The sequence below is a fragment of the Shewanella goraebulensis genome, from assembly GCF_030252245.1.
Taxonomy (GTDB): Bacteria; Pseudomonadota; Gammaproteobacteria; order Enterobacterales; family Shewanellaceae; genus Shewanella; species Shewanella goraebulensis.
This window is the reverse complement of the sequence record NZ_CP126972.1, coordinates 3,414,418-3,434,195: the sequence shown is the minus strand read 5'-3', so window position 1 is coordinate 3,434,195 and position 19,778 is coordinate 3,414,418. Positions and strand designations below refer to the sequence as shown.

Sequence of the window (19,778 nt, the reverse complement as noted above, 5' to 3'; positions counted from 1 at the left end):
AATGAGTGATGATACTGACGATTGGGCTGCAGCAATGGCTGAACAAGCCCTTGAAGAGGCAAATGTTGCCGAGCAAGTTGAACTTGATGAATTAGTGGATGAATCAGCGCCTATTTCTCAAGATGAAGCAGACAAGCTTGATAGCATTATGGATATTCCTGTCACTATCTCAATGGAAGTGGGACGAAGTTTTATCAGTATCCGTAATTTACTTCAGTTAAATCAGGGTTCAGTAGTTGAGCTTGATAGAGTGGCAGGTGAGCCCTTAGATGTAATGGTCAATGGCACCTTGATAGCTCATGGTGAAGTGGTAGTCGTGAATGACAAGTTCGGTATTCGTTTAACCGATGTCATCAGTCAAACTGAACGAATTAAAAAACTAAAGTAATCTCTATTCTCAATAAAAAGCGTTAAGGATTCACCTGTGCTAAATGCAGTTAGTTTATTCACCGTTGCCAGTGCTGCTGTCACCGAAGTTACAGCGTCAGAACCAGTTAGTTCGGAAGTTGCAATTCGTGGAGCTGAAACATCAAATATTGCTGCATTATCTAGCATGATGGGAGGGTTAATACTTGTTATTGCGATAATTTTTGTATTAGCTTATATCGTCAAAAAGCTTAACTTGGTTCAGTCAAATCAAGGTGTCATCAAAACTGTCGCCATGACACCATTAGGTCAAAAAGAAAAGTTGGTGTTGGTTGAGCTAGAAGGGCAGCAGTATTTACTTGGGGTGACAGCCCAACAAGTTAACCTGATTGAAAAACTTGATACTGCAGTTAATGTCGAAACAGCATCATTTGCCAGTCGATTAAAGCAAGCAAAACAGCAAGCAAAAGATCAGGCTAAGGAATAGCAATAATGAAAAAGTGGATAGTACTTGCCTTATTTGCCGCTGTTTTTTTTACACCTTTTAGTTTTGCTGAAGAAGGTATTTTAAAAGCCGTTACTGTATCTACTGGTGCTGATGGCAGCACTGAATACTCAGTAACGATGCAAATATTGCTGCTGATGACTGCAATGAGCTTTATCCCTGCAATGGTGATAATGCTGACCTCATTCACGCGGATAATCGTTGTACTATCTATTTTGCGTCAAGCCTTAGGTTTGCAGCAAACACCTTCTAATCAAGTACTCATAGGCATGAGTATGTTCATGACATTTTTTATTATGGCGCCGGTTTTTGATCAAATTTATGATCAAGCAGTGGAGCCATACATCAATGAATCACTGACCATGCAACAAGCCTACGAGGTAGGTAAAGAGCCTCTTCGTGCATTTATGCTTTCCCAAGTGAGAACCACTGATTTAGAAACCTTTATAGAGATTTCTGGCTACACCAATATTACCTCGCCTGAGCAAGCCCCAATGAGTGTGTTGGTTCCGGCTTTTATTACTAGTGAGCTAAAAACCGCTTTCCAAATTGGTTTTATGCTATTTGTGCCATTCTTAGTATTAGATTTGGTGGTGGCGAGTATTTTAATGGCCATGGGGATGATGATGTTATCGCCAATGATTGTGTCGCTGCCATTTAAAATTATGCTATTTGTTCTAGTAGATGGTTGGGGATTAGTCATGGGCACGCTAGCAAACAGTTTCGGCACCTAGGGAGCGTTACTGATGTCACCTGAGTCACTGATTGATATTTTTCGTGAAGCCCTGTCTGTTATTGTATTGATTGTAGCGGCAATTATTTTACCAGGTCTATTTGTTGGCTTAATTGTGGCAGTATTTCAAGCTGCGACTTCGATTAACGAACAAACCTTGAGCTTCCTTCCAAGACTATTAACGACACTATTTTCATTAATGTTTTTAGGCCATTGGTTAGTACAAACCATGATGGACTTTTTCTATAACATGGTGGATATGATCCCTATGGTGATAGGTTAACTGGTGGAAATTTTATTTGAAGAAATCAGCCGCACAATAGCAGCCTATGTGTGGCCATTATTTAGAATATCTTCCATGTTAATGGTGATGGCGGTTTTTGGCGCCAATACCACACCCGCCAGAATTCGTTTGTTTTTATCAGTTGCAATCACAGTCGCTGTGGCACCTGTTTTGCCTGCTCCAGTCGAACCAATAGAACTATTCTCATTAGGCGCTGTGTTTATTTCAGCTCAGCAAATTTTAATCGGCACAGCGATGGGGTTTGTTACCATTTTGGTGATGCAGACTTTTGTACTCACAGGTCAAATTATTGGTATGCAAACCAGTTTAGGTTTTGCATCTATGGTTGACCCAGGTTCTGGGCAACAAACGCCTGTAGTGGGTAACTTCTTTTTACTACTAGCAACACTTATTTTTTTGGCGGTAGACGGACATTTACTAATGTTCAAAATGCTGGTGGCAAGTTTTGATACCATTCCAATTTCAAATCAAGGTTTCAGTATTACTAACTATCGTAAGTTAGCTGAATTTGGTGGTTATATGTTTGGCGCAGCGTTAACCATGTCTATTTCTGCTATTGTGGCGCTGTTACTTATCAACTTATCATTTGGTGTGATGACCCGTGCATCACCACAGTTGAATATTTTTGCCATTGGTTTTCCTGTCACTATGGTGACAGGGCTATTAATTTTATGGCTAACTTTAGGACCCATCATGGCTCATTTCGATGAGGTTTGGCTACAAGGCCAAATATTGATGTGTGATATTTTGCTACTGACCTGTCAAATTGACGGCTCAATAACTCAGTAGGTTACTGATGGCAGAAGATACAGGTCAAGAACGCACAGAGGACCCCACCGCCAAGCGACTGCAGCAGTCGCGAGATAAAGGACAGGTGGCGCGCTCCAAAGAGCTAGGCACTGCAGCAGTGTTATTAGCATCTGCTGTAGGTTTTGCTATTGTAGGGCCCAATCTAGCTCGTAGTTTGCATAGTGTGATGACCCAAATGTTGACCATGGAACGGGATCAAATATTCGATACCAATTCAATGTTTCTTGTATGGGGCGTGATAGGTAATGAACTTGCTTTTCCGCTCATTAGCTTTATCGCTTTTTTGGCCTTGATAGCATTTATTGGCAATATTATCTTAGGCGGAATGACTTTCTCTGTTAAAGCTTTTATGCCAAAAGGCAGCAAAATGAATCCTGCAAAAGGGTTCAAGAGGATGTTTGGCACACAAGCTTTGGTTGAGTTAACAAAAGGGATTGCCAAGTTTGCGGTTGTTGCGGTGTCAGCTTATTTCTTATTGAGTTTTTACTTCTTTGAGATAATGACATTATCGAGCGATCATTTACCCGGCAACGTTTATCACGCATTAGAACTGCTTGTTTGGATGTTCATTTTATTGTGTTCTTCAATGCTAATCATTGTGGTGATTGATGTACCGTTTCAAATATGGAATCACAATAAACAGCTTAAAATGACCAAGCAAGAGGTTAAAGATGAATACAAAGACACTGAAGGTAAACCCGAGGTAAAAGGCCGAATTAGGCAGATGCAGCATGAAATGGCTAATAAGCGAATGATGTCTGAGGTGCCAAATGCTGATGTTATTGTGGTCAACCCTGAACATTATGCAGTTGCAGTTAAATATGATGTTAGTCAATCTGCTGCACCATTTTTAATTGCTAAGGGAGTTGATGATGTTGCTTTTAGAATTCGTGAAATAGCTAGAGAGCACGAAGTTCCTATTGTTTCTGCACCGCCTTTGGCGCGAGCAATCTACCACACTACTAAAATTGAGCAACAAGTACCTGAAGGATTATTTACAGCTGTTGCGCAAATTTTGGCTTATGTTTTTCAGTTAAAACAATATCAAAAAGGCAAAGGTAAGCGTCCAAAACCTATTCCTTTGAATCAACCCATACCAGATGATTTAAAACACTAAATCGTTTACAAAATCTTCAATTAAACTTGCTGTTCTTTTAATAATATTCTTTTGGCTTAGTAATTGCATTTTGACTAGGTCGGCGTCAAGAATATTACTATAAAGGTTTCCTACTGATGGATGTAAAAGCAGCATTAGGTCAAGTTAAGCAAGTTAGGTTCAGTACTTTTAAAGGTGTTGGTACGCCATTATTAGTGCTTGCTGCTCTAGGTATGGTGGTATTACCCATGCCTGCCTTCCTGTTAGATATTCTATTTTCATTCAATATTGCATTAGCGCTAGTTGTGTTACTTGTTGCTATTTATTCTGATAGACCACTCGATTTTGCCGCATTTCCTAGCGTACTTTTAGTCGCCACCTTACTTAGATTGGCATTGAATGTAGCGTCCACTCGAATCGTACTATTAGAAGGTCATAACGGTGGTGATGCTGCAGGTAAGGTTATTGAAGCTTTTGGCTCTGTAGTCATTGGTGGCAACTATGCCGTGGGTTTAGTGGTTTTCCTTATTCTTATTATCATCAACTTTGCCGTTGTAACCAAAGGTGCTGGTCGTATTTCTGAAGTTAGTGCTCGATTTACTTTGGATGCAATGCCAGGTAAACAAATGGCCATTGATGCTGACTTAAACGCTGGAACGCTGACCCAAGATCAAGCTCGAGTTCGCCGCGCCGAAGTCACTAAAGAAGCTGACTTTTATGGTGCGATGGACGGTGCGTCAAAATTTGTAAAAGGTGATGCTATTGCTGGCATCATGATTTTGGTCATTAATATATTAGGTGGTTTTGTTATCGGTATGGTTCAGCATGGGTTAGATTTCTCTAGCGCGGTTGAAATCTATACTCTTTTGACTATTGGTGATGGCCTTGTGGCACAAATACCAGGTCTATTGTTATCTATCGCAGCAGCATTGATGGTGACTCGCCAAAATGAATCTGGTGATATGGGTGGCATGATGATAAGTCAGATGTTTGTCAGCCATAAGTCGATGGCGATTGCATCAGGCGTATTGTTTATTATGGGCATCGTGCCTGGAATGCCACATTTTGCATTCTTAACGTTTGCTTTTATTACAGCCTTTGCTGCCTATATGATTTATAAGCGTAATATTGACAACAAAACAGCTGCTCTTGAGCAAGCAGTGAAAAATCCTGCAGAAGTAAAAGATACTGAGCCAAAAGAGTTAAGTTGGGAAGATGTACAGCATGTCGATACTATAGGGCTTGAAGTTGGTTACCGTTTGATTCCATTAGTCGATAAAGGTCAAGGTGGTGAATTACTCGGTAGAATTAAAGGTGTGCGTAAAAAGTTATCTCAAGAACTTGGCTTCTTAGTGCCTGCAGTTCATATTCGTGACAACCTCGATTTGTCACCGAATTGCTACCGGATTTCATTAATGGGAGTCGTTGTAGGTGAAGCTGAAGTGAGACACGATTGCGAGCTTGCGATTAATCCTGGGCAGGTTTATGGCAAGCTAGATGGCATTGAAACAACTGATCCTGCATTTGGTTTAGAAGCAGTTTGGATAGCTCCAGAGCAGCGAGAGCATGCACAAACCTTAGGCTATACCGTGGTGGATACCGCAACGGTTGTCGCCACTCATATAAGCCAGTTATTGACTAACAACGCTGCGAAACTACTAGGCTATGAAGAAGTACAGCAGTTAATGGATATGTTAGGTAAAAACTCACCTAAATTAATTGATGGCTTTATTCCTGACATCATGCCTTTAGGTTCAGTCGTTAAAGTAATGCAAAACCTTCTTAATGAAGGAGTTTCTATTCGCGATTTGCGCACAATCGTGCAAACCCTGTTAGAATACGGTACAAAGAGTAATGATACGGAAGTATTAACAGCTGCTGTTCGAATTGCATTGAAGCGAATGATTGTTCAAGAGATCTCTGGTCCGGAATTAGAAATTCCTGTCATAACATTGGCACCAGAGTTGGAACAGATGTTGCACAAGTCTATGCAAGCGACAGGCGGTGAAGGGCCAAATATAGAACCTGGCCTTGCAGAACGCATGCAGAAGTCATTATTAGACGCTTCTCAGAAGCAAGAGATGGTTGGACAACCAGCCATTTTATTGACATCAGGCATGCTAAGGTCAACGCTGTCACGATTTGTTAAATATACTATCCCGAATTTACGGGTTATTTCTTACCAAGAAATACCTGATGAAAAGCAAATACGCATAGTATCTGCTGTAGGGCAATAGCGATGACTTTCTGTTTGAAAGAGGTGCGTAGTGAAAATTAAACGATTTTTTGCCAAAGACATGCGTTCTGCATTAGCTCAAGTAAAAGAAACTTTGGGTTCAGATGCCGTTATTATGTCTAATAAAAAAGTCACAGGCGGTATAGAAATCGTTGCGGCAGTTGACTACGATGAGCCTAAAGCGGATGTCGCTGTGAATTCGCCAGTACCTGGATTTATGAATGTCAGCGATGACCAAGTATCACTTGGGCAAAGTAAGCCTATAGTGAAAGCACAAACGAAAGTGAGTCCTCCACCGGCTGCTGACTCATTACAAGCTTTGCTGGAAAAACAGCATAATCGTTTGCAGCAACAAATTTCGCAGCGAGTTGAAGAACCTGAACTACCTGATTGGGCAAAGCAATTACAAGATACCAAGACATCGAAAGTTGAGCCTAAAATTGAGCAACAGCAATTTGCTCAACCAAGAACATCGAATAAAAGTCAGTCTGCTGAAATTGAAGCAATGCGAGAAGAAATGGCGTCATTGCGTGGGTTATTAACTCATCAAGTGTCATCGTTAATGAAAGACCAGAAAAAACGCACTGACCCTGTAGGGGCTATGCTTGAAAGTAAATTGATTAATGCTGAGTTTTCTCCAGCCGTTGCAGCAAAGCTTGCAGGATTGAGTCAACAATATACACCTGCTGATCTAGTGCGGGCTTTACCGCAAAGTTTAGCTAACCTTCTAGATAACCAAGGTGATGATATTGTTCGCACTGGTGGCGTGGTTGCATTTGTTGGCCCAACAGGAGTTGGCAAGACAACATCGCTTGCTAAATTAGCGGCAAGATTTGCAGCTCATCACGGCCCAGAGCAGGTTGCACTGATTACAACAGATCATTATCGTATTGGAGCCTATGAGCAATTGGCAACTTATGGCAAAATAATGGGATGTCCGGTTAAACAGGCTCATGATCTTGCTGAATTAGAACAAATTCTCTATCAGTTTAAGAATCGTAAGTTAGTATTAATAGATACGGCTGGTATGGGGCAGCGTGATATGCGCCTTTATCAGCAATTAGACGATTTAATGGCAAATACAAGAATACCGATTAGAAGTTATCTAGTGATGTCAGCAACCTCTCAAAGAAGAGTATTGCAAGATGCTGTAGAGCATTTTAAAAGAATTCCACTCTCTGGAGTAATTTTAACCAAACTAGATGAATCAGTTTCGATTGCTGGCGCGTTAAGTGTATTGATTCAAAATGGGTTACCATTGAGCTATATAACCGATGGCCAACGTGTTCCTGAAGATATGCAAGTTGCCGATACGCTGATGCTGGCAAAACAAGCGTTAGCAGCATTAAACGACACCAAACCTCAAACGTCACATGACACTGCGTGGTCAAATGACATGGCCTACGCATTCGAGTAAAAATATGACCCGAGATCAAGCAAGTGGTTTACGTATGATGAATCAACCAAATAACGAAAAAGTAAAAGTAATTGCAGTCAGTGGTGGTAAAGGCGGCGTGGGTAAAACCAGTGTGTCAATTAACACGGCTGTGGCACTCGCTGAAAAAGGCAAACGGGTTTTAGTACTTGATGCCGATTTAGGCCTAGCGAACGTTGATGTGATGTTAGGTATTAGAGCTGAGCGCAACTTATCACATGTACTATCTGGTGAAGCTGAATTAGATGATATTATTGTTCGTGGACCTAAAGGGATTGGTATTGTGCCAGCGACTTCAGGTACTCAGGCTATGGTTGAACTGACTCAAGCACAACATGTCGGCCTTATTCGCGCCTTCAGCGAGATGAAAACTCAATTCGATATCTTAATCGTTGATACCGCAGCTGGTATCTCTGATATGGTCTTAAGTTTTTCACGCGCATCACAAGATGTATTGATTGTGGTTTGTGATGAACCGACATCTATTACCGATGCATATGCCTTAATTAAAATTCTGAGCCGCGAACATGGCGTATTTCGTTTTAAAATTGTGGCTAATATGGTTAGAAGTTTGCGCGAAGGCATGGAATTATTCGCAAAACTCAGTAAAGTGACTGATAGATTTTTGGATGTTGCTTTAGAATTAGTGGCAACGGTTCCTTTCGATGAAAACTTACGTAAATCAGTACGTAAACAGAAGTTGGTTATCGAAGCATTTCCTAAGTCACCTGCGGCAATTGCTTACCATGGCTTAGCAAATAAAATTATGAGCTGGCCTGTTCCGCAACAACCTGGCGGCCATCTTGAATTCTTTGTTGAACGTTTAGTTCAGCGTAAAGATACACAAGAGGACTCGACGAGTGAATAAAGCCGCAGCGTATACTCAGTTTGATAATAAAACTTCAATTGTTGAACAGTATGCTCCGTTGGTAAAAAGAATTGCACATCACATGTTGGCACGGCTGCCGGCATCAGTGCAATTAGATGACTTATTACAAGCAGGGATGATGGGGTTATTGGAAGCATCATCGAAGTTTGATGGTAGTAAAGGGGCTAAGTTTGAAACCTTTGCAGGTATTCGAATTCGTGGCTCTATGATTGATGAAATTCGTCGTGGCGACTGGGTTCCCCGTTCTGTTCATCGTAATCAGCGCCGAGTTGCACAGGTTATTGATGAGTTAGGGCAAGAGCTTGGCCGTGATGCTAAAGATACTGAAATAGCAGAAAAGTTAGAGATGACTCTAGAAGAGTATCATCACATATTGAATGATGTTTCAGTAGGTAAAATCATTGGGATAGAAGATCTTGGTGTTTCTGAGGATGTTATCGTAACGGAAGAATCAACTCATGATGAGAGCTTTGATTCGTTAGCTGAAATGCAATTTAAATCTGCATTATCGGAAGCAATTACCACATTACCCGAAAGAGATGCGTTAGTTTTGTCGCTATATTATGACGAAGCATTAAATTTAAAAGAAATCGGTGCCATTCTTGAGGTCAGCGAGTCGCGTGTTAGTCAGATATTAAGTCAGGCAATGTTGCGTCTTAAAGGCAAACTCAAGCATTGGACACAGGTATAATTATTCATATAGAGCACAATGTGTAAAGCTCACCGGAGGAAACCTTGGACAAGAATATGAAGATTCTTATTGTTGACGATTTTTCAACAATGAGACGTATCATCAAGAACTTGTTGCGAGACTTGGGATTCAACAATACTCAAGAAGCAGATGATGGCTCGACCGCCTTACCAATGTTACAAAAAAGCGAATTCGATTTCGTTGTAACGGATTGGAATATGCCAGGAATGCAAGGTATTGACTTGCTTAAGGCGATTCGTGCAGACGATTCACTCAAGCATTTACCAGTATTGATGGTAACTGCAGAAGCAAAACGTGAGCAAATTATTGCAGCAGCACAAGCTGGTGTGAATGGTTACGTAGTAAAACCGTTTACCGCTGCAACTTTGAAAGAAAAACTCGATAAGATCTTTGAGCGTTTAGCATAAGCTAAGGATAAGTTATGCAGGCAGCCACATCGGGGTTAATTGATCTTGAACAAGCCAAGCAACTCGTAAAGTTACTTGAAGAAGGGCAGCAAGAACAAGCAGATGAAGTCATTCGTGACTTATCAGCCCCTCTTCAGCGAGAGTTATTTGATGAAGTAGGTAAGTTGACCCGTCAACTTCATAGTTCATTAAATGAATTCCAAATTGATACGCGATTAGCTGAACTTGCCAACAGTGAAATACCTGACGCAAAAGAAAGATTGAACTTTGTCATCGACATGACAGAGCAAGCTGCAAATAAAACCATGGATGCAGTTGAAGAATGTTTACCTTTGGCCGATACAATAATTAATAACATTCAATCGGTCACGCCAATGTGGGACAAATTGATGCGTAGAGACATCGCTTTAAGCGAATTTAAATCTCTGTGCCATGACGTTCAACACATTATGTCTCATAGCGAGCATGACTCAGGACGATTAAAGGAATTGCTTAATCAAATTTTGATGGCGCAAGATTTCCAAGATTTAACTGGGCAAATGATCCGTCGTGTTATTGATTTAGTCAGAGAAGTAGAGAGCAGTTTAGTCTCAATGCTCACTATCTTTGGCGAGAATGCAGCAGACTCCGCACGGGTCGTTGATGAAAATAAAATTGAAGCAGAAGGCCCCATCTTGAATGCTGAAACACGAGAAGACGTGGTGACAGGGCAAGATGAGGTGGATGATCTGCTATCAAGTCTGGGTTTCTAATTAGGAGTCAAATTTAATGTCTTTTGATGTTGATGAAGAGATACTCCAGGACTTTTTGATTGAAGCTGGTGAAATTTTAGAGCTTCTACAAGAGCAGCTCGTTGCTCTTGAAAATAATCCTGATGATGCTGATTTACTTAACGCTATTTTTAGAGGTTTCCACACTGTAAAAGGTGGTGCAGGTTTTTTAAGCTTGGGACCAATGGTCGATGTTTGTCATGAAGCTGAAAATACCTTTGATCTATTGAGAACCGGCAAGCGTCAAGTAAACGCAGAGTTAATGGATATCATTTTACAGGCTGTTGATGCTATCAATAGTATGTTTGAACAAACTCAGCAAGGGCAGCAGCAAGACGATGCTGATCCTACGTTACTCGAAAAGCTTAAGCTGCTGAGCTCTGGTGCTCCTCTTCCTTCTGAACTTGGCGAACCCTCTGCAGAACCCGCAGCGGTCGAAGAGCTCATAGAAGCCATCATCGAAGAACCAACCGTCGCTGAAGCTGTTGTTGAAAGCACAATAGAAAGTGTTGCCGCTGATGCAGACTCCGCAGGCAGCATTGATGATATTGATGAAAGTGAATTTGAAGCATTACTTGATGCTTTACACGGACAAGGTAAGAGTCCTACTGCAACGCCAAAAGCACCAGTTGTAGAAGCAGTTGTTCCTGTAGCGACAGAGAACACTGAAAGCACCGCTAGCGATGAAATCACTGACGACGAGTTTGAAGCATTGCTTGATGAGCTTCATGGTTCTGGGGGATTTCAATCAACCCCCAAGGCTAGTGAGCCTGCTCCTGTAGCAGAAGAGCCTAAAGTTGACGCTGATGACATCACTGATGATGAATTCGAAAAATTACTTGATGAGTTACATGGCAAAGGCTCAGCGCCAGCAGCTGTTACGCCAACGCCTTCAGCCTCTGCTGCTCCAGTTAGTCCTCCTAAGACTAACAAACCAGCTGAACCAGCTAAAGCCGCTCCTAAATCACCAGCTCCTGCAGAAACACCAAAAGCGCCAGTAGCAAAGACCGCACCTGCTGCTAAAGCACCTGCTCCAGCAACGAAAAAAGCAGAACCAGCTAAAGCGCAAAGTGCCATGCCTCAAGGCGAGACGACTGTTCGTGTCGACACTTCACGTTTAGACCAAATTATGAATATGGTTGGTGAACTTGTATTAGTTCGTAATCGATTAGTCAGTTTAGGTATTTCTCGTGATGATGAAGAAATGTCTAAAGCGTTAGCAAATTTAGATTTAGTGACTGCCGATCTTCAAGGCGCAGTGATGAAAACACGTATGCAACCGATCAAAAAAGTATTTGGTCGTTTCCCACGTGTTGTAAGGGATTTAGCGCGCACGCTTAATAAAGAAATTGATTTAATCATGGTGGGTGAAGATACCGACCTTGATAAAAACTTAGTTGAAGCTCTTGCCGATCCTTTGGTCCATTTAGTAAGAAACTCGGTTGACCATGGTATTGAAATGCCCATTACGCGTGAAGCGAATGGCAAACCAAGAACGGGTACTATTACCTTATCAGCAAGCCAAGAGGGCGATCACATTCTTCTTAAAATTGAAGATGATGGCGCGGGTATGGATGCAGGTAAACTAAAAGAAATCGCAATTAGTCGCGGAGTGCTAGACGAAGATTCTGCTGCTCGTATGACTGATAACGAGGCTTATAATCTAATTTTTGCTCCTGGATTTTCTACAAAAGTAGAAATATCAGATATTTCTGGTCGTGGTGTTGGTATGGACGTGGTGAAAACTCGTATAACCCAACTAAACGGTACGGTTCATATCGACTCAGTTCAGGGCAAGGGAACAATTTTAGAAATTAAAGTCCCACTCACATTAGCAATTATGCCAACTCTGATGGTTGATGTTGCTAAGCAAGTATTCGCTTTACCTCTTTCAAGCGTTAATGAAATTTTCCATCTCGATCTAACTAAAACAAATGTAGTAGATGGTCAATTAACCGTTATCGTTCGTGATAAAGCCGTACCGCTATTTTATCTTGAGCAGTGGCTACATCGAAATAAGACTAACTTTACTCATGGTGATAAAAAACAAGGGCATGTGGTTATTGTGCAGCTTGGTACCATGCAAATTGGTTTTGTTGTTGATGCACTTATTGGGCAGGAAGAGGTGGTGATTAAGCCTCTAGGCAGTATGTTGCAAGGTACGCCAGGTATGGCAGGAGCGACAATTACTTCAGATGGCGGTATCGCACTCATTTTAGACGTGCCAGGTTTATTAAAATATTACGCCAAAAGTAAGAAGTAAAAGTTCCATTATTTAAGGAATTAAATGGCTACTAAAGTTTTAGTTGTTGATGATTCAAGTTTCTTTAGACGACGGGTCAGTGAGATTGTTAATCAAGATCCTGACTTAGAAGTTGTGGGCGTTGCTGTAAACGGTCAAGAAGCCGTTGATATGGCTGCCCAATTGAAACCTCAAGTTATCACGATGGATATAGAAATGCCTGTAATGGACGGTATCACAGCCGTGCGTAAAATTATGGCTGCAAATCCAACTCCAATATTGATGTTTTCTTCGCTAACCCATGATGGTGCTAAAGCAACACTTGATGCATTAGATGCTGGCGCGTTAGATTTTTTACCTAAACGCTTTGAAGATATTGCATCAAATAAAGATGATGCGATTAAGCTTTTACAACAAAGAGTAAAAGCATTAGGTCGTCGTCGTTTATATAAACCAAGAACCAGCTCCACTACCTCAAGAGTTGTAGGCTCTAGCCTTGGCAATGCAGCAACAAGTGTTAAACCATCTTTGAGTGCTAGGTCAACGACTGCAAGTTCTGCAAGTCAATTGAATAGTGCCTCTAATTCTACCTCTGTGGCTTCGATTAGAGCCAGCGGTAAAAAATATAAAGCTCTATTAATCGGTACGTCAACAGGCGGCCCAGTTGCATTGCAAAAAATATTGACGGCTTTTCCTGCTAACTACCCCCATCCTATTTTATTAATTCAGCATATGCCTGCAGCATTTACTCCAGCATTTGCAAGCAGGCTTAATAGCTTATGCAAGATTGAAGTTAAAGAAGCACAAACTGGCGATGTATTAAAGCCAGGCTGCGCTTATCTTGCGCCAGGTGGTATGCAGTTAATGGTAGAAAAAAGTGGCAGTCTTGGTCGTTTGAAAGTAATTGCCGGTAATGCTGATATGAATTACAAACCGAGCGTGGATATCACTTTTGCTTCAGCTTCTAAAGCTTTTGGTAGCGAAGTTATGGCGGTGGTATTAACCGGTATGGGGGCTGATGGCCGCGAAGGTGCTAGAATGTTGAAAACGGCTGGTTCTACCATTTGGGCTCAAGATGAAGCAAGTTGTGTAGTGTATGGTATGCCCCAAGCCGTTGCTTCTGCGGGTATTTCTAGTCATTCAATTGCATTAGAAAATATGGCTGAAGCTATAATAAAAGAAACTGCTCGTGGCTAAGGTTAAGCAATCAATGTCGACACAGCAAATGCTACTGGTGTTTCTATTGGTTATTGCTGTGATTTGTTTGGGGAGTTTATATTTTGATTTAGCCAAAAAAAATCGAGAACTTAACGCTGAAGTCATTGAGTTAAAAGCTTCACAAGTTTTGTTAATGGTTCCTGACGAACAGGCTGAAGACATTGCTAATTGGTTAGCAAAATATCCTGAGCAAACCAAAGCTATGGCTGCAAGGGCGGCTAAAGGTGAAGATATCACTATGGCATTTGGCCCAGGGACTGAACGTGTCAGTCCTGATTCAGCAGCTCCATTTTTAAGCAATAAACAAACAACTAATCCTGCACTTTCAAGTCAAGCAGTCACTGAAAATGCACAAGGTGTAAAAGTTATCACGTTGCCCCATGGTGGGATCCGCGTGACAACGCGAGAAACAGAATCACCTAATAATAAATAGTGCAATTAATACTGAGTGACGAGGCGTGATTTGAAAGTATGGACAATAGCTAATCAAAAGGGCGGAGTTGGTAAAACAACAACGGTTGCGAGTCTTGCTGGTGCTTTGGTTAAGCGAGGCCAACGAGTATTAATGATTGATACCGATCCTCACGCGTCACTGGGTTATTATCTAGGTATTGATTCTGAGCAAGTGCCTAGTTCTTTGTACGATATTTTTCTTGCGCATAAAAGCCTTACACTAGATGCTGTTGAAAAACATATTGTTCCTACATCGATTGATGGTTTAGATTTAATACCAGCGACAATGGCATTAGCAACATTAGATCGCGCTTTAGGTCATCAAGAAGGGATGGGGTTAGTACTTCGCAATGTGATTTCATTACTTGAAGATAAGTATGATGTCGCTATTATTGATTGTCCGCCGATATTGGGCGTATTAATGGTAAACGCGCTTGCTGCAAGTGAGCACATTATTATTCCTGTACAAACTGAGTTTCTGGCGATTAAAGGCTTAGAGAGGATGGTCAAAACTATGGGGTTAATGGGACGTTCTAAAAAAACATCTTATAGTTTCACTATTTTACCGACCATGTTTGACCGCCGCACCAAAGCCTCACCAACAGCGCTAAAGTCCTTAGAAGAAACCTATCCTGATACTTTATGGCCGGATGTTATTCCTGTTGACACTAAATTTAGAGATGCCAGTTTAGCCCATGTGCCTGTTTCGCATTTTTTTCCTAGTTCTCGCGGCATGAAAGCTTATAATCGATTATTAGACTTTTTGTTAGCGAAGGAGTTTAAGCATGTCAAAATCGGTTGACGAGACTGTTTTTGATTTCTTCTCAGTTCTATTACAAGAGCCGGCTATTGACGCTCCGATTCATGACGCTCCGATTGATGATGCTCCAATTCATGAAGCATCAGTGGCAGATACGTTAGCGTCTGATTTAGCTTCTTCGAATGAAAAAATTAGTGGGAAATTCTCTAAAATAGATTCGGTCAGCTTAAAAAAACAGCATTCTAAAACCATCTCCAAACCCAATATTCAGAGTCAGCTTAATGGCAACCCTCAGCTTAATGATAATGAGCTTACGGGTAAGTATAAGCCGGTGGGGGCAGCCCAAACGGTTAAAGTTGATCCTTCTGAAGCGAAAAAAACCTTTGCTGAGCCTCAGGTCGATAAAGCAGCACTTTCAAAATTATTGTCAGCGGTATCGAAACCCGCTATCAAACTAGAGCAAGATTCTGCAGTAAAAGGTTCAGGTACGGTAGAAGCAAGTACTGCACCAGCTCAAAGAACGCAGCAACAAGTGCAAGATGATATTAAATCGAAAGCTCAATTAGTTAGGCAACAACTCAGTCAAGTCATTGCAGAAAAAGCTGTAAGCGAGAAAATTGAGACTTTATCTGCTATCGATAATAAAGAATCTGAAATTTCAGCCGATATAAATCTAGATAAAGTAGAAACTAATATTAGTGAGACTGACAATGAAGCTGATTCAATAGACATTCAACCGTCAAAGCTTCAGCAGTCGGCTATACCGCCAAGTATTACGCGTAATTTACAAGATGTATTAGATGATGAGTTTCAGGTTTTATTTTTTAATGTTGCGGGGTTAACCCTTGCTGTGCCATTGGTAAGTTTGGGTGGTATTGTTAAAATAGAGCATATAAATCATTTAATTGGTCGTCCAGATTGGTTTTTAGGTGTTCAAACTCATCGGGATCAAAAGGCAAATGTAGTCGACAGTTGCCGTTGGGTAATGCCAGAGAAATATACTAAAGAATTGGCAGATAGCATTGATTATCAATATTTAGTGATGCTTGAAGACAGTGACTGGGGGCTTGCATGCGAATCTCTAGTTAATGCAGTTAGAATAGATAAATCACACGTTAATTGGCGTGAAAAACCTGGCAAGCGCCCGTGGCTTGCTGGAGTAGTAAAAGAACAAATGTGTGGTATTTTGAACGTGCAAGCACTTATCGAAATGCTAGATGCAGGATTAGGTTGTCAAGATTCGATTGACTGAGGTTATTTATGACAGACTCGAGAAATGTTGCGGCAGTTGCTGCAGGTAAAGAAGACGTAGTATTACAGTGGGTGACATTTAAGTTAGATAATGAAACCTACGGTATTAATGTTATGCAAGTTCAAGAAGTCTTGCGTTATACCGAAATTGCACCAGTACCCGGTGCACCTTTGTATGTACTAGGTATTATTAATCTTCGTGGTAATGTCGTTACAGTCATTGATACCCGTTCACGCTTTGGTTTAGATGCTGCTGAAGTGGATGACTCTTCAAGAATTGTTATCATTGAAGCGGAAAAACAAGTGATTGGTATATTGGTCGATAGCGTTGCAGAGGTAGTTTATCTTCGCCGTTCTGAAATTGATAACGCACCAAATGTAGGCACAGAAGAAAGCGCTAAGTTTATTCAAGGTGTTAGTAACCGTGACAATGAACTATTGATTTTAGTCGATTTAGATAAGTTATTATCAGATGACGAGTGGGCAGAAATTACTCAGTTATAATAATATTTTCAGTCTAAGTTGTTAGCCGATGAAAGCCAGCATTATTTTTTGCTGGCTTTTGTGTTTTAATGTCTTAATTCTATTTACTAAGGAAAATAAATGTCGCAAGAATTGCTCATTATCACCGTTGTTTATGTTGTTAGTTGCGCTGTCATTTGGATGCTCTTCAGTAAAAAGACAACAAAACTACAGAGCAAAGTCGATGCTTTAACTGTATTAGTAAAAGAAAATGATCGACAGCGTGAAACCGTTAAAAAAGAATTGCAAGAATTGCGCAGCGGCACAATCGGTGTCGGTAGACGAGTTGTTGAACTCGAACAGAAAATTAGCAAACAATCTGAGCTTATTGAAGAGGCTAGCCAACAAGATCCGCAATCGAAGATGTACTCTAGAGCCCTTAAAATGGTCGGTTTAGGTGCTGGAATTGAAGAGTTGATGCAAGAGTGTGAGCTGCCAAAAGCAGAAGCGGAGTTAATTATTCGGTTACATAAAAAGTAATTCTGTTATTTATGCTTTTTCGATAATTTTTTGATGAAGGTTGTTCCATTGTTCCGGAAACTTTCCATCAAGCATATAAATAAACGCAATAAGCTCTGCAATTAACGTGTAGAGCTCTTCTGGTACTTCTTCACCTAACTCTAGCAATTGCAAAAAGTTGCTTAGGTGCTCATCTTGGTGGATATACACTCCAGCCTCTTGGGCTAAAGATATAATCTCTTCCGCAATCAAATCTGTGCCAGTAGCTGTAATGGTAGGGGCAGTGTTTCCATCAAAACTTAATGCCACTGCTTTTTTTACTTCAGTCATTTGGATTACCTATCTTGTTTAGAAGGCTATGCATTGGTTTTCACCAAGTAATGATCACCTGGTAACAGGGTTGCTGGTACCACATCAATTTGAGTACTGATATCTCTTGCTTGTAGGCCCACTTGCTGAATTTTACTTGCAAGAGAGGTTTGATATTGCTCAACCTTTTCTAGCACTTTTATATCATTGCCTGTAAAGGTGAGATCAAGGTAATCACCTTGTTTATGAGCCTTCACCAGTAGTGGACCTTGAGCTAGATTAAACTTAAGCTGCAATTGCCAAGCTGCTTTCTCATTATCAGTATCGTCTTGTGGTTCCTTTTCAAACTTACCTTCTAATTGCTCATCTCTTTGGCCAATCGAATATGGCAAAGCAAAATACCAAGTTAGGTTCTGATTAGAGTCGCTACTGCTTTGCTGATAGAGTCCGATACTGCTGGCAAGTTTTCCCATTGCATCAAGGCTGCCAGCTTTATCTAAGGCGGCTAATAATTGTGGCGCAGTAGAATTTGAATTGAATACTTTTTGCTGCAGCTTTGCCATATAAGCTTGTAATCGTGGACTCATCGCTGAGCTGTTAGTGTTTAATTTAAAACCTAAAATTAGCTGAAATAGAGTGGTTATCGCACTACCAGAAAGGTTGATGTTAGAAGCAGAAACTGCATGTGATAAGTTTAAGCTTGCTAGACTTTTTAACTCTGCTTTGAGTAATTCAGGGTTTGCAAGTTCAGTTAAAGGCGACGGGTCGAGTCTTGGGATTAATTTTAACAATTGAGTGGCAAGGTTTTGCTGCAGGTTCGAATTTGCTTGGGTGGCTTGTATTGGCAATGCACCCGCTTTAGATAAATTTTGACTCAGAACTTCAATTGGTGATTTTAAAGCGTTATCTAACCGAGCTTGAGCCGCAGAATGTTCAGGGTTAAGTTTACTGGCAAGTAATTTAAGCTCATTGACTTGATTAGCTGTAAGGGTGTTTTCTGGCTTGAGCAAGTTTTGAGTAATTTGTAAATCCAATTGTTTAAACTGATTTACTGTTAATTTGCTGCCTTGATTTAACTGATGTGTTAATTGCTCAAGAGTCTGGCTATTTAACGGCTGGCGCAATAAAGCATTCAAATTCTGTGGTAAGTCATGATTTGATGTTGTTGAAGTCGAGGACTTTACTGATGAGTTATTAGTGATATTTGCAGTAAAGGGGAGCTGTTCTAGTTTTTTTAAAAATTGGGTTAATACTTGTACTGGTTCTTGTTTACTGATGACGGTATTCGTTGTTTGAACTAAAGCTAAATCTATAGATTTATTTGACGTTGGCGTCATTCTCACACTGTCGATAAGTTGTATTGGACTTAATCTTAAAAGCAGCTGCCCTGCTGATTGGGTAATTTGAGCTAAATTGTGACCTAAAGGCAGCTTGTTAAGCGGTGAAATCATCACGTTAGTGCCATTTTCAAACTGCAAGCGGTTTGTATTTATCTCTACTAAAGGTAAAGGGTAGCCTTGCGGTCGAGAGGCTAGAGTAAGTAGTTGTTGCGAAGATACTCCATTTGATTGTGCTAAGTTTAGTATCTCTATTGGAAGATTCAGTTTAATTGCTTGAGAAACTAAAACAATCTGTTGATTCAAAGGCTGATTTGCTGAATTTACTGCTTGTGCATTCATGGTTTGTAATTGCTGTAAGTTACCTGCGTTAAGCATTAATTTCGCGCCAGTTTGAATTAACCTACTAATTTGTTCATTAGCCTTAAATTGGTAATGTCTGCCATCAATCACAATGGCGATACTATCTGACTTAACTGAACTAGCCGAAGAAATTGAAGCCTGATTGGTTACTGTCGCAGGTAGTAATACGGTGTTAGTTGCTAAAGAACTTTGGGCTAACTGATTGGTTGATTGTTTTGTATTTGATGAAGGGTCAGGGAGATTGTTATTGGTGATATTAGTGCTATTTGAACCAGTGTTTGTAACCTTGGTACCAGAAGTGATTTTTTCTCCATGAGGGTTTTGAGCCTCAATTATCGAAGCTCTACTAGTCTGCTTGTCCGTTGATATGGTGTGTTTTATTGATGTCATGGAAAATCTAATAGCACCTTAAAATATGTTCTATTACAAATTAATTGTTGATCTATGAAGTCTCGGCAGTATTCTTAGCGATAATTGATTTACTAGAATGTTATCAAAAATTGCATTTAATCTATTTCGTTTTACATTAACCTTTATCGACTCGAAATGTTGAAGCTTTAATGTTTCAGTGCATTTCCTGTCGGTGATAATTTGTGCTTTA

21 protein-coding genes are annotated in these 19,778 nt (G+C 40.6%); 19 read left to right on the top strand and 2 right to left on the bottom strand.

The window, feature by feature from the left end; all coding sequences use genetic code 11:
- Position 1 precedes the first annotated feature (1 nt).
- From fliN to QPX86_RS14460, 19 genes are all read left to right on the top strand, one after another.
- The gene (gene fliN / locus QPX86_RS14550; protein ID WP_220754737.1) at positions 2–388 is read left to right on the top strand and encodes a flagellar motor switch protein FliN; all 387 of its coding nucleotides are present in this window, start codon (positions 2–4) and stop codon (positions 386–388) included.
- A gap of 36 nt (positions 389–424) precedes the next feature.
- Positions 425–853: a flagellar biosynthetic protein FliO gene (fliO, locus tag QPX86_RS14545; RefSeq protein ID WP_407696591.1), complete on the top strand. Its 429-nt coding sequence runs from the start codon at positions 425–427 to the stop codon at positions 851–853.
- A 5-nt stretch (positions 854–858) separates the two neighbouring features.
- The gene (fliP, locus tag QPX86_RS14540; protein ID WP_220754738.1) at positions 859–1,605 is read left to right on the top strand and encodes a flagellar type III secretion system pore protein FliP; all 747 of its coding nucleotides are present in this window, start codon (positions 859–861) and stop codon (positions 1,603–1,605) included.
- A gap of 12 nt (positions 1,606–1,617) precedes the next feature.
- On the top strand, positions 1,618–1,887 hold the full coding sequence (fliQ, locus tag QPX86_RS14535) for a flagellar biosynthesis protein FliQ (protein ID WP_220754739.1): 270 nt from the start codon (positions 1,618–1,620) through the stop codon (positions 1,885–1,887).
- Between the two features lie 3 nt (positions 1,888–1,890).
- Positions 1,891–2,697, top strand: a complete 807-nt coding sequence (fliR, locus tag QPX86_RS14530; protein WP_220754740.1) for a flagellar biosynthetic protein FliR — start codon at positions 1,891–1,893, stop codon at positions 2,695–2,697.
- A gap of 7 nt (positions 2,698–2,704) precedes the next feature.
- The gene (flhB, locus tag QPX86_RS14525) at positions 2,705–3,835 is read left to right on the top strand and encodes a flagellar biosynthesis protein FlhB (protein WP_220754741.1); all 1,131 of its coding nucleotides are present in this window, start codon (positions 2,705–2,707) and stop codon (positions 3,833–3,835) included.
- Positions 3,836–3,951: 116 nt separating this feature from the next.
- A complete protein-coding gene (gene flhA, locus QPX86_RS14520; protein ID WP_220754742.1) occupies positions 3,952–6,051 on the top strand; it encodes a flagellar biosynthesis protein FlhA in 2,100 nt (699 codons plus the stop codon).
- Between the two features lie 30 nt (positions 6,052–6,081).
- Positions 6,082–7,467 (top strand): flagellar biosynthesis protein FlhF, encoded by a 1,386-nt coding sequence (flhF, locus tag QPX86_RS14515; protein WP_220754743.1) that lies wholly within the window; start codon positions 6,082–6,084, stop codon positions 7,465–7,467.
- A 4-nt stretch (positions 7,468–7,471) separates the two neighbouring features.
- Positions 7,472–8,353 (top strand): MinD/ParA family protein, encoded by an 882-nt coding sequence (locus QPX86_RS14510; protein ID WP_259651356.1) that lies wholly within the window; start codon positions 7,472–7,474, stop codon positions 8,351–8,353.
- On the top strand, positions 8,346–9,065 hold the full coding sequence (locus QPX86_RS14505) for an RNA polymerase sigma factor FliA (RefSeq protein ID WP_220754744.1): 720 nt from the start codon (positions 8,346–8,348) through the stop codon (positions 9,063–9,065). Before QPX86_RS14510 ends, QPX86_RS14505 begins: the two co-directional genes overlap by 8 nt.
- A 44-nt stretch (positions 9,066–9,109) precedes the next feature.
- Positions 9,110–9,493 (top strand): chemotaxis response regulator CheY, encoded by a 384-nt coding sequence (gene cheY / locus QPX86_RS14500; protein ID WP_080916243.1) that lies wholly within the window; start codon positions 9,110–9,112, stop codon positions 9,491–9,493.
- 14 nt (positions 9,494–9,507) lie between these two features.
- Positions 9,508–10,245, top strand: a complete 738-nt coding sequence (locus QPX86_RS14495; protein WP_220754745.1) for a protein phosphatase CheZ — start codon at positions 9,508–9,510, stop codon at positions 10,243–10,245.
- Positions 10,246–10,261: 16 nt separating this feature from the next.
- Positions 10,262–12,526 carry a chemotaxis protein CheA gene (locus tag QPX86_RS14490; RefSeq protein ID WP_285163071.1) on the top strand — a complete coding sequence of 755 codons (2,265 nt, stop codon included), beginning with the start codon at positions 10,262–10,264 and terminating at the stop codon, positions 12,524–12,526.
- A 24-nt stretch (positions 12,527–12,550) separates the two neighbouring features.
- Positions 12,551–13,702, top strand: coding sequence for a protein-glutamate methylesterase/protein-glutamine glutaminase (locus tag QPX86_RS14485; RefSeq protein ID WP_220754747.1), 1,152 nt, complete (start codon positions 12,551–12,553; stop codon positions 13,700–13,702).
- A gap of 13 nt (positions 13,703–13,715) precedes the next feature.
- On the top strand, positions 13,716–14,156 hold the full coding sequence (locus QPX86_RS14480; RefSeq protein WP_220754756.1) for a membrane anchored protein in chemotaxis locus: 441 nt from the start codon (positions 13,716–13,718) through the stop codon (positions 14,154–14,156).
- A gap of 30 nt (positions 14,157–14,186) precedes the next feature.
- Complete coding sequence (locus tag QPX86_RS14475; RefSeq protein ID WP_220754748.1) at positions 14,187–14,978, top strand: ParA family protein; 792 nt, start codon at positions 14,187–14,189, stop codon at positions 14,976–14,978.
- Positions 14,962–16,188: a chemotaxis protein CheW gene (locus QPX86_RS14470; protein ID WP_285163070.1), complete on the top strand. Its 1,227-nt coding sequence runs from the start codon at positions 14,962–14,964 to the stop codon at positions 16,186–16,188. The genes QPX86_RS14475 and QPX86_RS14470 overlap by 17 nt, the downstream gene beginning before the upstream one ends.
- An 8-nt stretch (positions 16,189–16,196) precedes the next feature.
- Positions 16,197–16,691, top strand: a complete 495-nt coding sequence (locus QPX86_RS14465) for a chemotaxis protein CheW (RefSeq protein WP_102529032.1) — start codon at positions 16,197–16,199, stop codon at positions 16,689–16,691.
- 99 nt (positions 16,692–16,790) lie between these two features.
- Complete coding sequence (locus QPX86_RS14460; protein WP_285163069.1) at positions 16,791–17,189, top strand: DUF2802 domain-containing protein; 399 nt, start codon at positions 16,791–16,793, stop codon at positions 17,187–17,189.
- A 9-nt stretch (positions 17,190–17,198) separates the two neighbouring features.
- Here QPX86_RS14460 and QPX86_RS14455 read toward each other — a convergent pair whose 3' ends face one another.
- Positions 17,199–17,498, bottom strand: coding sequence for an EscU/YscU/HrcU family type III secretion system export apparatus switch protein (locus tag QPX86_RS14455; RefSeq protein WP_220754841.1), 300 nt, complete (start codon positions 17,496–17,498; stop codon positions 17,199–17,201).
- 26 nt (positions 17,499–17,524) lie between these two features.
- The gene (locus QPX86_RS14450; RefSeq protein WP_285163068.1) at positions 17,525–19,567 is read right to left on the bottom strand and encodes a hypothetical protein; all 2,043 of its coding nucleotides are present in this window, start codon (positions 19,565–19,567) and stop codon (positions 17,525–17,527) included.
- Between the last annotated feature and the right edge of the window lie 211 nt (positions 19,568–19,778).

Excerpts from the sequence above, each read along its gene's own strand:
- QPX86_RS14495 (WP_220754745.1), top strand. The coding sequence starts at position 9,508 with ATGCAGGCAGCCACATCGGGGTTAATTGATCTTGAACAAGCCAAGCAA.
- QPX86_RS14480 (WP_220754756.1), top strand. The coding sequence starts at position 13,716 with ATGTCGACACAGCAAATGCTACTGGTGTTTCTATTGGTTATTGCTGTG.
- fliP (WP_220754738.1), top strand. The coding sequence starts at position 859 with ATGAAAAAGTGGATAGTACTTGCCTTATTTGCCGCTGTTTTTTTTACA.
- QPX86_RS14490 (WP_285163071.1), top strand. The coding sequence starts at position 10,262 with ATGTCTTTTGATGTTGATGAAGAGATACTCCAGGACTTTTTGATTGAA.
- fliN (WP_220754737.1), top strand. The coding sequence starts at position 2 with ATGAGTGATGATACTGACGATTGGGCTGCAGCAATGGCTGAACAAGCC.
- QPX86_RS14485 (WP_220754747.1), top strand. The coding sequence starts at position 12,551 with ATGGCTACTAAAGTTTTAGTTGTTGATGATTCAAGTTTCTTTAGACGA.
- QPX86_RS14460 (WP_285163069.1), top strand. The coding sequence starts at position 16,791 with ATGTCGCAAGAATTGCTCATTATCACCGTTGTTTATGTTGTTAGTTGC.
- QPX86_RS14470 (WP_285163070.1), top strand. The coding sequence starts at position 14,962 with ATGTCAAAATCGGTTGACGAGACTGTTTTTGATTTCTTCTCAGTTCTA.
- flhB (WP_220754741.1), top strand. The coding sequence starts at position 2,705 with ATGGCAGAAGATACAGGTCAAGAACGCACAGAGGACCCCACCGCCAAG.
- QPX86_RS14510 (WP_259651356.1), top strand. The coding sequence starts at position 7,472 with ATGACCCGAGATCAAGCAAGTGGTTTACGTATGATGAATCAACCAAAT.
- fliQ (WP_220754739.1), top strand. The coding sequence starts at position 1,618 with ATGTCACCTGAGTCACTGATTGATATTTTTCGTGAAGCCCTGTCTGTT.
- QPX86_RS14450 (WP_285163068.1), bottom strand. The coding sequence starts at position 19,567 with ATGACATCAATAAAACACACCATATCAACGGACAAGCAGACTAGTAGA.
- QPX86_RS14455 (WP_220754841.1), bottom strand. The coding sequence starts at position 17,498 with ATGACTGAAGTAAAAAAAGCAGTGGCATTAAGTTTTGATGGAAACACT.
- flhA (WP_220754742.1), top strand. The coding sequence starts at position 3,952 with ATGGATGTAAAAGCAGCATTAGGTCAAGTTAAGCAAGTTAGGTTCAGT.
- QPX86_RS14465 (WP_102529032.1), top strand. The coding sequence starts at position 16,197 with ATGACAGACTCGAGAAATGTTGCGGCAGTTGCTGCAGGTAAAGAAGAC.